This is a genomic window from Rhizobiaceae bacterium (assembly GCA_023953845.1).
GTDB lineage: Bacteria > Pseudomonadota > Alphaproteobacteria > Rhizobiales > Rhizobiaceae > Arvimicrobium.
Genome location: JAMLJC010000001.1, coordinates 3,539,604 through 3,552,602 on the forward strand (window position 1 = coordinate 3,539,604; position 12,999 = coordinate 3,552,602).

14 protein-coding genes and 2 pseudogenes are annotated in these 12,999 nt (G+C 64.8%); 13 read left to right on the forward strand and 3 right to left on the reverse strand.

The features are described 5' to 3' along the window. Window positions 1–16: 16 nt before the first annotated feature. The 3 genes from M9955_17445 to M9955_17455 all read right to left on the reverse strand — a co-directional run bounded on the left by M9955_17445 (window position 17) and on the right by M9955_17455 (window position 4,615). Window positions 17–2,164, reverse strand: a complete 2,148-nt coding sequence (locus M9955_17445) for a PBP1A family penicillin-binding protein (protein ID MCO5083428.1) — start codon at window positions 2,162–2,164, stop codon at window positions 17–19. Between the two features lie 418 nt (window positions 2,165–2,582). Continuing rightward, window positions 2,583–3,062, reverse strand: a complete 480-nt coding sequence (locus tag M9955_17450; protein ID MCO5083429.1) for a hypothetical protein — start codon at window positions 3,060–3,062, stop codon at window positions 2,583–2,585. A 569-nt stretch (window positions 3,063–3,631) separates the two neighbouring features. Continuing rightward, a complete protein-coding gene (locus M9955_17455; GenBank protein MCO5083430.1) occupies window positions 3,632–4,615 on the reverse strand; it encodes an IS1595 family transposase in 984 nt (327 codons plus the stop codon). A 274-nt stretch (window positions 4,616–4,889) separates the two neighbouring features. On the opposite strand from M9955_17455, the gene M9955_17460 reads away from it, so the two are divergent. From M9955_17460 to M9955_17520, 13 genes and pseudogenes are all read left to right on the forward strand, one after another. Further along, window positions 4,890–5,423 carry a hypothetical protein gene (locus tag M9955_17460; GenBank protein ID MCO5083431.1) on the forward strand — a complete coding sequence of 178 codons (534 nt, stop codon included), beginning with the start codon at window positions 4,890–4,892 and terminating at the stop codon, window positions 5,421–5,423. Further along, window positions 5,413–6,648: pseudogene (locus M9955_17465) on the forward strand (terminase family protein). Before M9955_17460 ends, M9955_17465 begins: the two are co-directional and overlap by 11 nt. Window positions 6,649–6,679: 31 nt before the next feature. Then, a complete protein-coding gene (locus M9955_17470) occupies window positions 6,680–7,849 on the forward strand; it encodes a phage portal protein (protein MCO5083432.1) in 1,170 nt (389 codons plus the stop codon). Between the two features lie 89 nt (window positions 7,850–7,938). Beyond that, window positions 7,939–8,211: pseudogene (locus M9955_17475) on the forward strand (DUF6107 family protein). Window positions 8,212–8,263: 52 nt separating this feature from the next. After that, the gene (locus tag M9955_17480; protein MCO5083433.1) at window positions 8,264–8,944 is read left to right on the forward strand and encodes an HK97 family phage prohead protease; all 681 of its coding nucleotides are present in this window, start codon (window positions 8,264–8,266) and stop codon (window positions 8,942–8,944) included. Next, window positions 8,944–10,188, forward strand: coding sequence for a phage major capsid protein (locus M9955_17485; protein ID MCO5083434.1), 1,245 nt, complete (start codon window positions 8,944–8,946; stop codon window positions 10,186–10,188). Before M9955_17480 ends, M9955_17485 begins: the two co-directional genes overlap by 1 nt. Before the next feature lie 236 nt (window positions 10,189–10,424). Then, window positions 10,425–10,994 (forward strand): head-tail connector protein, encoded by a 570-nt coding sequence (locus M9955_17490; protein MCO5083435.1) that lies wholly within the window; start codon window positions 10,425–10,427, stop codon window positions 10,992–10,994. Beyond that, window positions 10,994–11,329 carry a phage head closure protein gene (locus M9955_17495; GenBank protein ID MCO5083436.1) on the forward strand — a complete coding sequence of 112 codons (336 nt, stop codon included), beginning with the start codon at window positions 10,994–10,996 and terminating at the stop codon, window positions 11,327–11,329. Before M9955_17490 ends, M9955_17495 begins: the two co-directional genes overlap by 1 nt. A gap of 14 nt (window positions 11,330–11,343) precedes the next feature. Beyond that, a complete protein-coding gene (locus tag M9955_17500; GenBank protein MCO5083437.1) occupies window positions 11,344–11,505 on the forward strand; it encodes a hypothetical protein in 162 nt (53 codons plus the stop codon). Beyond that, window positions 11,486–11,890, forward strand: coding sequence for a DUF3168 domain-containing protein (locus M9955_17505; protein ID MCO5083438.1), 405 nt, complete (start codon window positions 11,486–11,488; stop codon window positions 11,888–11,890). Before M9955_17500 ends, M9955_17505 begins: the two co-directional genes overlap by 20 nt. Before the next feature lie 121 nt (window positions 11,891–12,011). Then, window positions 12,012–12,425: a phage major tail protein, TP901-1 family gene (locus M9955_17510; GenBank protein MCO5083439.1), complete on the forward strand. Its 414-nt coding sequence runs from the start codon at window positions 12,012–12,014 to the stop codon at window positions 12,423–12,425. After that, the gene (locus M9955_17515; protein ID MCO5083440.1) at window positions 12,425–12,769 is read left to right on the forward strand and encodes a gene transfer agent family protein; all 345 of its coding nucleotides are present in this window, start codon (window positions 12,425–12,427) and stop codon (window positions 12,767–12,769) included. Before M9955_17510 ends, M9955_17515 begins: the two co-directional genes overlap by 1 nt. A gap of 56 nt (window positions 12,770–12,825) precedes the next feature. Continuing rightward, window positions 12,826–12,993 carry a phage tail assembly chaperone gene (locus M9955_17520; protein ID MCO5083441.1) on the forward strand — a complete coding sequence of 56 codons (168 nt, stop codon included), beginning with the start codon at window positions 12,826–12,828 and terminating at the stop codon, window positions 12,991–12,993. The last annotated feature ends 6 nt before the right edge of the window (window positions 12,994–12,999 follow it).

Here is a 12,999-nt window from a genome sequence, read left to right on the forward strand (position 1 = left end):
GAGCCGTTCTGTCCGTTCACAGACGGGAGAGCGTTTCGGACTTGCCGGGCAAGTCGATCGGCGCGGCGGAGCGGAACGTCTCGCTCATCTGCCGCAACAGCCGCGTGGTGGCGGCGGAAAGGACCGGCGGGCGCTCCGCCTCGGCGGCGTTCGGCTGCTCCGCATCGCCCGCCGGTTTCTTCGCGGCGACGGCGTTGGCGGGCGACGCCTTGTCGACGCCCGGTATCGGCTTCAGCTCGATGTTCTGGTGGGCATATGTCATCAGCCGCTTCCACGTCATGGCGGGAAGCGAACCGCCCGTCATGTTGTTGGTGACGGAGAAGTCGTCGTTGCCGAGCCAGACGGCGGCCGTGTAGTTGCCGGTGTAGCCGACATACCACGCATCGCGATAGGACTGCGTGGTGCCGGTCTTGCCGGCCGAGCGTATGCCGTCGAGGGCCGCGCGGCGGGCCGTCCCCCATTCCGGCACCTGCACCAGCATCGAATTCATCTCGGCGACCGACTTCTCCGACAACACGCGACGCGGCGGCGCCGCGTCCCTATTGTGGTCCCATACGACCTGTCCGCCATGCGTCATGATCTGCGATATGCCGTAGCGGGTTCCGGCATAACCGCCGTTGGCGAAGACCTCATAGCCGGTGGCCTGATCCATGACAGTCATGCCGGACGTGCCGAGCACCATCGTCTTGTGCCCTTCCAGCACGGATTCGACGCCCATCGCCTCGGCCATGGCCTTGATCGGCGGGATGGAAAGGTGGTCCTTGGCGAGGCGTACGGGCACGGTGTTGATGGATTTGACCAGCGCGGTGGTCAGCGTCATCTTGCCGGAATAGCTGCGCCCGTAGTTCTTCGGCTGCCATCCGCCCCAGTTGATCGGGCCGTCCGAGACGACGGAATCGGGCGTGAAGCCCGCCTCCATCGCCGTGGCGTACACATAGGGCTTGAAGGACGAACCCGCCTGCCGGAGGGCCTTTGTGGCACGGTTGAACTGGCTGGCGCCGTAATCGCGGCCGCCGACGATGGCGCGCACCGCGCCGTTGTTCTCGATCAACACGATGGCGCCTTCGCCGACGCCGTATTCCTTGCCGTAGGTCCGCAGGTGATGCTCCAGCGTTTCCTCCGCGGCGCGCTGCAGGCCGAGATCGACCGTGGTGCGCGCGACCATGGTGCGGACGCCGATCTTCTGCCCGATCTCCTTGGCCTGGTCGAAAGCCCAGTCGAGGAAATAATCGGGGCTCTTGGTCGCTCCCCGGTCGACGATGTCGGCTGGATGGAGCCGCGCCGAAAGCACCTGCCCCTCCGACATGAAGCCGCCCTGCACGAGGTTCGTCAGCACCTCGTTGGCGCGGGCGCGCGCCGCCGGCAGGTTGATATGCGGCGCGTAGCGGGCAGGGGCCTTGAACAGGCCGGCCAGCATCGCCGCCTCGGCCAGGTTCACCTCCTTGACGCTCTTGCCGAAATAGAAGTCGGCAGCCGCCGCGATGCCGAACGTGCCGCCACCCATATAGGCGCGGTCGAGATAGAGCTGGAGGATTTCCTTCTTGGAAAGGTTGGTCTCCAGCCAGAGCGACAGGAAGGCCTCCTTGACCTTGCGCTCCACCGTGCGCTCGTTGGAAAGGAAGAGGTTCTTGGCGAGCTGCTGCGACAGGGTCGAGCCGCCCTGCACGACGGAGTTGGCGCGCACATTCTCGCTGACGGCGCGGGCGAGGCCGAAGAAATCGATGCCGTAATGCTCGAAGAAGCGCCGGTCCTCGGTGGCGAGCACCGCCTTGATGACGTGATCGGGCATTTCGTCCACCGGCACGGAATCGAGCTGGAAGACGCCGCGCCGGCCGATCTCGTTGCCGTAGCGATCGAGGAACGTGACAGCAAAGTCGCCCTGCGTGCGCCAGTCGCCCCTGGTGGCCTCGAAAGCGGGGATGGCGAGCGCCAGCATGACGACCGATCCGGCCGCGCCCATGGTGAGGCCTTCCGAAAACAGTTCCACCAGAGCGCGCCTGAAGCCGGTGACGCGAAAACGCCGGAAGAAAATGGTAAGCGATTCCCATAATTCGGAAAGCCGGAAACCGGCGCTCCAGACAGTGGAATCGATCCAGGCATCGAGCGCCAGCAGGCGCGATGCAATCGGTCCTCTCGCTTTCTTTTGTTCGAACGGACTTTCCATCCGACCTGCGCCCCACCCGTGGCAACGACGAAGACCTGACGCGCCATAGCGGCGCTTTCAGGGCAAGCCGGGCCCGTCCATCCGGCACCCCGAAGGGTTTGGCGGATTCCGCAGAAACGGGCAAGCGGAAAGGGGTTAATGGGTTAGCGGCGCAATGCCGAAGGTGGAGGGGCGCGACAGATCGGCCACATAAGCCGGATACGGTGTAGCGTGCCGGTCTGATGACGACAGGCAAGGTAAAATAGGAAAATAGTCCTAATTATATACTTGACGTACCGAGATGGAAAAAGTAGGTGATTCGGCTGACAGGCCGGCAGGACATACGCAATGGGATGAGAAAGCCGCCGAGGTGTTTTGGGTGTGGCTTTCCGAGAACAAAGAGGACGTTTGCGACTTCCGCGGCGAGCCTAATTTGCGTTCACTTTACGAACGCCTTGATGGCCTCACAGTATGACCCAAGATCGGCGTCCGTTAAGCCGATCAAGTGCTGTAGATCGACAAGCGCGTCGTTGAGTGTCTTGAAGTGGTCCTGCATCTCGACGCCGGAGAAAACGAGCTTACGGGCCACCAGAGACCCGCTTGCAATCTCTCTCTTGAAAAACGTGAATTCGGTCATCGCGGCGTTTGCCGCGAGCAGGCTGTGGGTAATGTGGTTCCGTCTGGCGATGTTCGGAATCCGGCGGATGCACTTGATGATCTCGTCGCGATTGGCGCGCGTCGAGATCGACACTAGATTAATCGCGATCTCCTGCTTCGCGGCCGCACTAAGCGAAGAGAGTGTGATGTGAGCGCGGTGGTCGTCTATGCCGAGTTCATCGCGGCACAGAACCTCAAGGATGAGTTCGAAGCTAGACCACGAATAGTAGAAACCTCCGAGATAGTGAGCGTGTGTCGGCATGGCCGAGACCCCCAAAGACAAAGACCAGGAAAAGGGCGACGAGGTATTGCGCCGCCTGTTGAGGACACCGCCAGACCCCAAGGCGAAGCCTCAAACGAAGAAGCGGCAGGCCGAAGCCCGCCGCCCCCCGCTAGAACAACCATCTCACAAGAAGGGCGAGTAGTGACACCACCAGCCCGACTTTGGGAGCCGAGAGTTCCAACTGCACGTTTATCGAAAGCCTAATCATTGGCTTTTGCCTCTGAATCAGGCCTACGGCGCCGTAGGCTGTGAAAACCTACGAAGTATGTTTTTCGTGCCCTTGCTGGCACTAGCTCGGCCCAACCTAGGATTGATTCCGAACATTCGGCCCGCGTCCCGTATGAGGGGACGTAGCCATTAGCCGCCCGTGGCGTCGGGCGACACAGACCCCGCCAAGGGTCTAGCTGGTGCGGTCCTAACGGCTCGGATTGTCCGCGCACGGGTTCCGGCGGTCAGGCCGCACCAGATCATTTTAGGATAAGCGATTCCGCTACTTTGAGTCGAATCGCTTGTTCTTGCGCTTGTGGATGAACCGGCGCGCCTTCTGCTTAGGCGTAACTGGCTTCACCAATCCGCCGATAGGTCAGGCGCTTGTCGCGGGCCATGCGAAGAAGGTCTTCGGCGCGCTCGGCATCGCTGACCTTGAGCGCGGCGCGGCGGTTGTACCTGAAATCGAACTCGGCAAGGTAGCGGTGCAAGTGCGCTTCACCGCAATGCTGATAGACGCCGATCATGCCGCGCTTGAAGACTGAGAACACGTTCTCGATCGTGTTGGTGTGTACGACGACTTCGCCCTCACGACGAGCGTATTCCTTGCCGGAATGCTTCACGGTGCGGTGGATGCCGAACTCCTTGCCGGTTTCTGTGTAGAGGCGGCTTTCGTCGGTGTAGAGCGTGGACGTGCGCGGCACGTTGCGCACCAGAACCTCGCGCACGGTGGAGGCCGTGGCGTCATTCAGGTGGAACATGCGGGCCTTGCCGCCGCGCTCGACCAGACCGACGACGATGCGCTTCTGCGCGCCGCCGGACTTGCCCTTCTTGGTGAAGGTCGGGATGCGGTTGCGGGCGTACTTGCGGGGCGTCTCGCGCTTGCCGATGTAGGTTTCGTCGGCCTCAACGGTTTTGCCCTCGCCGCCGATAGGACCGGAGGACTTAACATCCTCCTTCATGGCCTCGCGGATGCGATGCGCCATGAACCAAGCGGTCTTGTAGGTGACGCCAAGCATACGGTGGAGCTGATGAGCGCTCATGCCCTTCTTGGACGCAGCAAGAAGGTGAGACGCCAGAACCCACTTGTTGAGCGGGATATGCGAGCGTTCAAAGACCGTGCCGACCGTCACCGAAAAGGGCTTGCGGCAGTCGTAGCACTTGTAGACGCCGGGGCGTGTGGACTTGCCCTCCAGCTTTTTGATGCGGTCAGGATTGACATTGCCGCAATGCGGACAGAACGGACCATGCGGCCAATGGATGGACTCCAGATGCTCGCGGGCCTTCTCGGCGTCGGTGTAAATCGCATTCGTGATGTCAAACATGGCCTTAGCTCCTGCGATAGAAACTATCGATTGAAGGCCGGTACGTCAAGTATATAATTAGGAAAATAGTCCTTGACACCGTGACGGTGGTTTGGTAGCTTTTGGCTATCGTCGGAAAAGTGCGACTGAAGCAGCCGGTGCTGGTTTCGGCGATATGGAAAAGGCGGCGTTCGAAGACGGACGGCCGCCTTTGTTTTTCGGCCGATCGCGCCGTCGCGTTCTGTGGACGTGGCTAGAATTCCGACCTTGACGACAACCCATCGGGAGAGACCGCGTGTTCGTTGCTGCCGAGGAGCGATGGCGGGAGATGCGCACCCTTTACGAGAGGGAAGGAGTGGCGCCCCGGCGGCTGGCCACCATCGGGATGTTGACCGAGAAGGCCGTTGTGCAAAGGGCTGCGCGGGAAGGCTGGATCGCGCCGGAGAACCGTGGCGTCGCCGATCTCACGCGAATCCGGGCCTTGCAGGCGATCGCCATGGCCGAGGTGGACGCGGCGATGAACGTGGGCGAAGGCGCAGCGTTCGACAAGGTGCGGATAGAGACCGCCGCGTCCGCGCTGAAAGTGGTCGAGAAGCTGCTGGACACGACGCGGGCGGCACTTCTGGCGCAGCAGCAGGTCGAGCGCGCACGGCTGGCCGAAGAGGGTAACGCGGAATGCACCGCAAAAGAACAAGAAGAGCGAGATGCCGAAATCGCCGAAATCCTCGAAAGCATCGAAGACCAGATCGATCGTCTTGCCCGAGACTACGCGGCGGAACTGGCGGGAAATCAGGACGGACGGCAAGAAGCTCGCACTGATTTCGGATGAATGGGTCCGCCACGCGCGGCCGGAGCAATATTGCTTTCGAAAATTCCCGACGATCTGGCTGGTGATGGGCGGGCGCGGGGCCGGCAAGACGCGGGTGGGCGCGGAATGGGTGAACGCCATGGTGCGCGGCCTGCCGACCTTTGCCGGCGGCATGCGGCACGGACTGATCGCGCTGGTCGGCGAGACGCTGGCCGATGTGCGCGAGGTGATGATCGACGGGCCGTCGGGCATCGTCACCATCTCGCGGCATGACCGTCCGCGCTTCGAACTCGGCCGGCGGCGGCTGGTCTGGGCGAACGGCGCGGTGGCGCAGTTCTTCTCGTCGGAAGACCCCGAAAGCCTGCGCGGCCCGCAATTCGATGCGGCCTGGAGCGATGAGGTCGGCAAGTGGAAACATGCCGAGGCGTGCTTCGACATGCTGCAGTTCGGGCTGCGGCTGGGTGCGGAGCGTCCGCGTCAGGTTATCACCACGACGCCGCGTCCGACGCCGCTGATGCGCCGGCTGCTCGCCGATCCGTCGGTGTACGTAACGCGGATGGCGACGCGCGACAACGCCGCAAATCTCGCAGCAGGGTTCATCGAAGCGGTCGAGCGGCGTTATTCAGGGACGCGGCTTGGGCGGCAGGAACTCGACGGCGAACTGATCGAGGATCGCGACGACGCGCTGTGGACGCGGAGCGCGCTGGAGGCGGCGTTCGTGGAAAACGTGCCGGAAATGTGGCGCATCGTGGTGGCGGTAGACCCGCCGGCGACCTCGCGAAAGACGTCGGATGCTTGCGGCATCGTGGCGGCGGGTCTGGCCGAAGACGGGCGGATCGTGGTGCTGGCGGATGCCTCGATGAAGGCCGCGCAGCCGCACGCCTGGGCGGGCGCGGCGGTGGGGCTGTTCCACAAATTGCAGGCGGATTGCATCGTCGCCGAGGTCAATCAGGGCGGCGACATGGTGACGAGCGTCATAAGCAGCGTGGACGGCGCGGTGCCGGTGCGCGCGGTGCGCGCGCGGCGGGGCAAGTGGACGCGGGCCGAGCCGGTCGCGATGCTCTACGCGCAGGGCAAGGTGAAGCATGCCGGGCGGTTCCCGTAGCTCGAGGACGAGATGTGCGATTTCGGCCCGAACGGCCTGTCCAGCGGACGGTCGCCGGACCGGGTCGACGCGCTCGTCTGGGCCGTGACGGAACTGACGGCGGAGAACATGGCAAAGCCGAGGGTGCGGAAGCTGGGCTGAGCGGCTTTCGCCCGAACAAAGGATGATCCGAATGGCATTTCGATTTCCGTGGCGAAAGCCGGCGGGCGCTCCCGCCGCGCCCGAACGCAAGGCTGCGGGCTACGGCTTCGTCGCGCTGCATATGGAGGGCGAAGCGCGGTGGACGCGGCGCGATTATGCCGGGCTCGCCCGCGAAGGTTTCATGCGCAATCCGGTCGCGCACCGGGCGGTGCGCATGATCGCGGAGGCGGCGGCCGCGATGCCGTGGCTGGTCTATGAGGGCGCGGACGATCTGGCGGCGCATCCGCTGCTCGACCTGCTCGAGCGGCCGAACCCCGCGCAGGCGGGCGCGGCCTTCATGGAAGCGCTCTACGGCTATCTGCTAATTTCCGGCAACGCCTATGTGCAGCTGATCGACAGCGGCGCTGAGGCGCGGGAACTGCATCTGCTGCGGCCCGATCGGGTGACGGTCGCGACCGATGCCGGCGGCTGGCCGGTGGCGCTCGACCATCGCGAGAACGAGCGGCGGCAGTGCATTCCGCTCGGCGAGGGCGGGGCGCTGCACCTGAAGCTTTTTCATCCGCTGGACGAGCATTACGGCTTTCCGCCGCTGGAGGCAGCGCTGATGGCGCTGGACATCCACAATGCGGCGGGGCGCTGGAACAAGGCGCTGCTCGACAATTCCGCCCGGCCGTCCGGCGCGCTGGTCTACGCGCCTAAGGAAGGCGGCAATTTGACCGACGAACAATATGAGCGGCTGAAGGCGGAACTGGAGGACGGCTATTCCGGCGCGACGCGGGCGGGACGGCCGCTGCTGCTGGAAGGCGGGCTCGACTGGAAGGCGATGGGCCTGACGCCGAAGGACATGGATTTCATGGAGGCGCGGAACGGCGCGGCGCGCGACATCGCGCTCGCCTTCGGCGTGCCGCCCATGCTGCTCGGCATTCCGGGCGACAACACCTACGCCAACTATCAGGAGGCGAACCGGGCCTTCTACCGCCTGACCGTGCTGCCGCTGGTGATGCGCACGGCCCGGGAACTCTCGGCATGGCTGTCGCCGCTCTTCGGTGACGGCGTTCGGCTCTGGTTCGACGCCGATCAGGTTTTCGGCCTGACCGGCGAACGCGACGCGCTGTGGGCGCGCGTCGGAGCCGCGGATTTCCTCAGCGAGGACGAGAAACGGGAAGCGGTGGGGTATGGGAGTAAGGGAGTAAGGGAGTAGGGCAGTATGTTCTGGCCCTCTGCCTAGCCGACCCTTCGACATCCACCTACTCCCCTATTCCCTTACTGCCCTCCCTAAGGAGCTTCATCATGTCCGACATCAATGACACGGCCTGGCTGTGGGCGGCCAAGGGCGCGGGCGCGCTGGCCGGTTCGGCGATCTCGCTCGCTTACCTCCTGCCGCGGGGACGGCGCGAGGCGGCGCTTCGCTTTGCAGTGGGCGTGGTTTCCGGACTGGTATTCGGCGGTACGGTGGGCGTGAAGATCGCCAAGGAACTCGGCATCGACGGCGTGCTGAACTCCAGCGAAATCCTGATGATGGGGTCGGCAGCGGCGAGCGTCACGGCATGGTGGGCGCTGGGCTTTCTCATGCGCGGCTTCGAGCACGGATTTTCTGACAGATGGAAGGATCGCTATGGGCGCTGACGCGGCATTCTTGAGCAGCGAACGTAAATTCGCCGAGCTCGGGCTGGGTGAAGTCGAGGAGGACGGATCGTTCTCCGGCTATGCCAGCCTGTTCGGCAAGGTCGATCTGGCAAAGGACGTGGTGGAGCGCGGAGCCTTCGCGCAGTCGCTCCGGCGGCGAAGGGCGAGCGGCATCCGCATGCTCTTTCAGCACGATCCCGGTGAGCCGATCGGCACATGGACGGACATTCGCGAGGATGCGCGCGGTTTGTTCGTGCGCGGCCGGCTGGCGAAAGATGTCGGCCGCGCGCGCGAGGTGCTGGCGCTGATGCGCGGCAAGGCGCTGGACGGCCTCTCCATCGGCTTCCGCACCGTGCGGGCAAAAGCCGATCCGGCGAAGGGCGTACGGCGCATCCTTGAGGCCGATCTCTGGGAAATCTCGGTGGTCACCTTTCCCATGTTGCCCGAAGCGCGGGTGGCGCAGGTGAAGGGAAGACTGCCGACGATCCGCGAATTCGAACGCTGGCTGACGCGGGATGCGGGCCTGACGCGAAGCGATGCCCGCACGGTGATTGCCAGGGGCTTCGCAAATCTCACCCGCGAGCGGGACGCCGCACGAAAAGACGCCGGCGACCTTGCCGGCACCATCCGCGCGGCGACGCGCCTGATGCAGCACAAGGAACTTCGTTGATGACGGAAGCAGGATTGAGATGCGCGCCCGAGGTGAAATCAGCCGGCGGTGACGTGCAGGACGCGTTCCACGAATTCATGTCCACCTTCGAGACGTTCAAGGAGGACAACGACCGCAGGCTGGCCGAGATCGAGGCGAAGTCGGCGGATGTGGTGACGGTCGAGAAGGTGGACCGCATCTCGCGGGCGCTGGACGAGCAGAAGCGGGCGCTCGACCAACTGACGCTGAAGAAGCTGCGTCCCGGGCTCGGACGCGCCGGACAGGCCATGCCCAGCGAGCACAAGCAGGCTTTCGAGGCCTATGTGCGCAGCGGCGACGACCGGCAGCTGAGGTCGCCGGACACCAAGGCCATGTCCTACGGTTCCAGTCAGGACGGCGGCTATCTGGTGCCCAACGAGACGGAGACCGAGATCGGCAAGCGGCTTGCCGCACTGTCGCCGATCCGCTCCATCGCCTCGGTGCGGCAGGTCTCGGCGGCTGTGCTGAAGAAGCCGTTCGCGATCACCGGCCCGGCGACCGGCTGGGTGGCGGAAACCGCCTCGCGCGCGCAGACCAACACGCCGACGCTGGCCGAACTGTCGTTCCCCACCATGGAGCTCTACGCCATGCCGGCGGCGACGGCGACGCTGCTGGAAGATGCGGTCGTCGATCTCGACCAGTGGCTGTCCAGTGAGGTGGAGGTCGCCTTCGCCGAACAGGAGGGCACGGCCTTTGTCAATGGCGACGGCACCAACAAGCCGCGCGGCTTCCTCGACTACGAAACGGTGGCGGAGGCGAGCTGGGCCTGGACGAAGCTGGGCTATATCGCGACCGGCGTTTCGGGCGCGTTCGCGGCCAGCAACCCGTCCGACACGCTGATCGACACGATCTACGCGCTGAAGGCTGGCTATCGCCAGAACGCGAACTGGGTGCTGAACCGCAAGACGCAGGCCGCGATCCGCAAATTCAAGGACGCCGACGGCAACTATCTGTGGCAGCCGCCGGCGACGCCGGGCGGTCGCGCCATGCTGATGGGTTTCCCGGTGGTCGAGGCCGAGGACATGCCGGATATCGCGACGGACAGCTTCGCTATCGCCTACGGCGATTTCGGACGCGGCTACATGGTCGTCGACCGTACCGGCGTGCGCGTGCTGCGCGATCCGTATTCCGCCAAGCCGTACGTGCTGTTCTACACGACCAAGCGCGTCGGCGGCGGAGTGCAGGACTTTGATGCGATAAAGCTGGTGAAGTTCGGAACCGCATGAAGCTGGTCTGCAAATAGCGGTCTTCTGCGCTTCCGGTGCTCACGACCAGAACGGTCGCTCCGCTCCGGTTCTCGAAGTCCGCCATTTTCGACTCAGCTTGATGCGGTTCGGCGCTGGCGCGTGAATAAGGCGCTGCTCCAGCTTGGGTTCCTCTCCCCCCGTGGCGGGGGCGAGGAACTGAAGTGGGCGGCGTTTCACCCAGCCGCTTTTTTTTATCCCCACAATCTGGAGTGCGCATGACGCTTTTCCGAACCGTTGATCCGGCGGTGGAGCCGGCGACGCTTGCCGAGGCGAAGGCGCATCTGCGCCTCGATCACGACAGCGAGGACGCGCTGCTCACCGGCCTGATCCGCGCCGCGCGCGACGAGGTCGAGAAGTCCGCCGGCCTCGCGCTGATCGACCAGAGCTGGCGGCTGGCGCTCGACCGCTGGCCGCGCAACGGCTGCGCGCTGATCGCGAAACATCCGGTGAAGGAGATACTTTCCGTCACCGCCTACGGACCCGATGGCGAGGCGAGCCTGATCGACCCCGGCACTTACGAGTTCGACAGGCTTTCGCGGCCGGCTCGGCTGCATTTTTCGGCGCGGGCAGCGCCGCTCCGGGCCATGAACGGCGTCGAGATCGATTTCGTCGCAGGGTTCGGCGAGGCGGGACCGGACGTGCCGGACCTTCTGAAACGCGCGATTCTCGTGCTCGTCGCGCACTGGTTCGAGTTTCGCGCGGCGTTCGGGCCGGACGACCAGCCGGTCTCGTTCCCGGTCGGCTACGAGCGCATGCTTGCCGGCTATCGCGCGAGGAGGCTTTGATGCGGTCGGCCTTCATCGATCCCGGCCGGCTGCGCACCGAGCTCGCGCTGGAAGCGGCGTCGCTCACGCCCGACGGGCAGGGCGGGCATGCGGAGACCTGGAACGAAGTGGCGGTGGTATTCGCGCAACTGGAGCCAGTGTCAGCCACGGCCCGTTTCGGCGCGGACCAGTCGCTGGAAACGGTGACGCATCGCATCACGCTGAGGGCGCGGGACGGCCTCGCAAGCGGCATGCGCTTCCGCAAGGGCGGTCGCATATTTGAAATCGTGACCGTTCACGATGCCGACGAGAGCGGTCGTTACATGATATGCCGGACGCGCGAGGTGGGTCGGTGAAGGTGGCGGTGAGATTGACGCTCGACGGAATGGTCCGCGCCCTGCGCTGGCAGGCGCACCGCATGGCCGAGGAGGCCGAGGGCGGTTATCCGGTGCGGGCTTCGGAGGAGGCAGCGCGGCCGATGCGCGTGGCTGCCAGAGGCGAGGAGCTTGGCGATGACCGCATCGGCGAATGATCTGCAGAAGGCGGTCTTCACGGCGCTGTCCGGGGATGCCGCGATCGTCGGGGCGCTCGGCGGGGCGAAAATCATCGACCATGCGCCGGCCAACGTCGCCTTTCCCTACATCACCTTCGGCCGCACCAGCATCTACGACTGGAGCACCGGCACCGAGATCGGCACGGAGCAGCTTTTCACGCTGCATGTCTGGTCGAAGGCGAAGGGCAAGCAGGAGGCGCAGAACATCATGGAACTGGCGCGAGCGCGGCTGCACGACCAGCCGCTCGCGCTGGACAGCCATGCGCTGGTGAATTGCCGGCTGGAATTCGCCGAGGTGCGCTACGACGACGACCTCGCCGTCTATCACGGGCTGCTCAGGTTTCGGGCGGTGGTGGAAGGGTAGGGCAGTAAGGCAGTAGGGCAGTATGTTTCGCGGGGGGTGGTCGCCGCTCTGATCCCCACATATTGCCCTTTGCCCTACTGCCTTACTCCCCCACTCCCCTCAACATTTCAAAGGACAATCGATGGTCGCTCAAAAGGGCAAGGACCTGCTCCTCAAAATCGATGGGGACGGGGCGGGAAACTATGTGACGGTGGCGGGGCTGCGCTCGAAGCGCATCGCCTTCAACAGCGAGACTGTGGACGTGACGTGCTCCGGCTCGGTCGGGCGCTGGCGCGAGCTGCTGGCCGGCAGCGGCGTGCAGCGCGCTTCCGTCAGCGGCGCGGGCATCTTCAAGGATCAGGCGTCGGACGCCAATGTGCGCTCGCGTTTCTTCGCCGGGGAGATCGTGGCCTGGCAGGTCGTCGTGCCGGATTTCGGCACGATCCAGGGGCCGTTCCAGATCACCTCGCTGGAATATGCCGGCAATCACGATGCCGAGGTCACGTTCGAGATGTCGCTGGAATCGGCCGGCGCGCTGACATTCACGGTGGCGTGATGGCGAACAGGCGACGCGGAGAGATAGCGGCCGTGTTCGACGGCCGCGAGCAGCGGCTCTGCCTGACGCTCGGCGCGCTGGCGGAGCTGGAGGCGGCCTATGCGGCAGACGACCTGACGGCGCTGGTGCAGCGCTTTTCGAGCGGCAGGCTGGCCGCGCTCGACCTGATGCGGATCATCGGGGCCGGGCTGCGCGGCGCGGGCGCGGATGTCACCGACGGCGATGTCGGGCGCATGCAGGTGGAAAACGGCGCGGCGGGTTTCGCGGCGATTGCCGCCGAACTGCTGACCGTGACCTTCGGCGCGTCCGGGCCGGCGGAAGGGGCGGCACCGCAAAACCCTTAGCGGCCGCAGCGACGCCGGCCGATGCCTCATCTGATGCCTTCCCCTGGGACGAGGTGATGGCGATCGGGCTCGGCGTGCTGCGGCTTTCGCCGAGCGCCTTCTGGGCGATGACGCCACGCGAATTCGAGCGCGCGGTGAATTTCACAATGCCGAAGCGCGGCGAAGCGCCCGGCCGCGCCGTGCTTTCGCGCCTGATGGCGGCGTTTCCCGATAGAATGGAGTAGCAACCC

Coding starts and splice junctions, on each gene's coding strand:
- M9955_17445 (MCO5083428.1), bottom strand. CDS start 2,164: ATGGAAAGTCCGTTCGAACAAAAGAAAGCGAGAGGACCGATTGCATCG.
- M9955_17450 (MCO5083429.1), bottom strand. CDS start 3,062: ATGCCGACACACGCTCACTATCTCGGAGGTTTCTACTATTCGTGGTCT.
- M9955_17455 (MCO5083430.1), bottom strand. CDS start 4,615: ATGTTTGACATCACGAATGCGATTTACACCGACGCCGAGAAGGCCCGC.
- M9955_17470 (MCO5083432.1), top strand. CDS start 6,680: ATGGCATTTCGATTTCCGTGGCGAAAGCCGGCGGGCGCTCCCGCCGCG.
- M9955_17480 (MCO5083433.1), top strand. CDS start 8,264: ATGGGCGCTGACGCGGCATTCTTGAGCAGCGAACGTAAATTCGCCGAG.
- M9955_17485 (MCO5083434.1), top strand. CDS start 8,944: ATGACGGAAGCAGGATTGAGATGCGCGCCCGAGGTGAAATCAGCCGGC.
- M9955_17490 (MCO5083435.1), top strand. CDS start 10,425: ATGACGCTTTTCCGAACCGTTGATCCGGCGGTGGAGCCGGCGACGCTT.
- M9955_17495 (MCO5083436.1), top strand. CDS start 10,994: ATGCGGTCGGCCTTCATCGATCCCGGCCGGCTGCGCACCGAGCTCGCG.
- M9955_17505 (MCO5083438.1), top strand. CDS start 11,486: ATGACCGCATCGGCGAATGATCTGCAGAAGGCGGTCTTCACGGCGCTG.
- M9955_17510 (MCO5083439.1), top strand. CDS start 12,012: ATGGTCGCTCAAAAGGGCAAGGACCTGCTCCTCAAAATCGATGGGGAC.
- M9955_17515 (MCO5083440.1), top strand. CDS start 12,425: ATGGCGAACAGGCGACGCGGAGAGATAGCGGCCGTGTTCGACGGCCGC.
- M9955_17520 (MCO5083441.1), top strand. CDS start 12,826: ATGGCGATCGGGCTCGGCGTGCTGCGGCTTTCGCCGAGCGCCTTCTGG.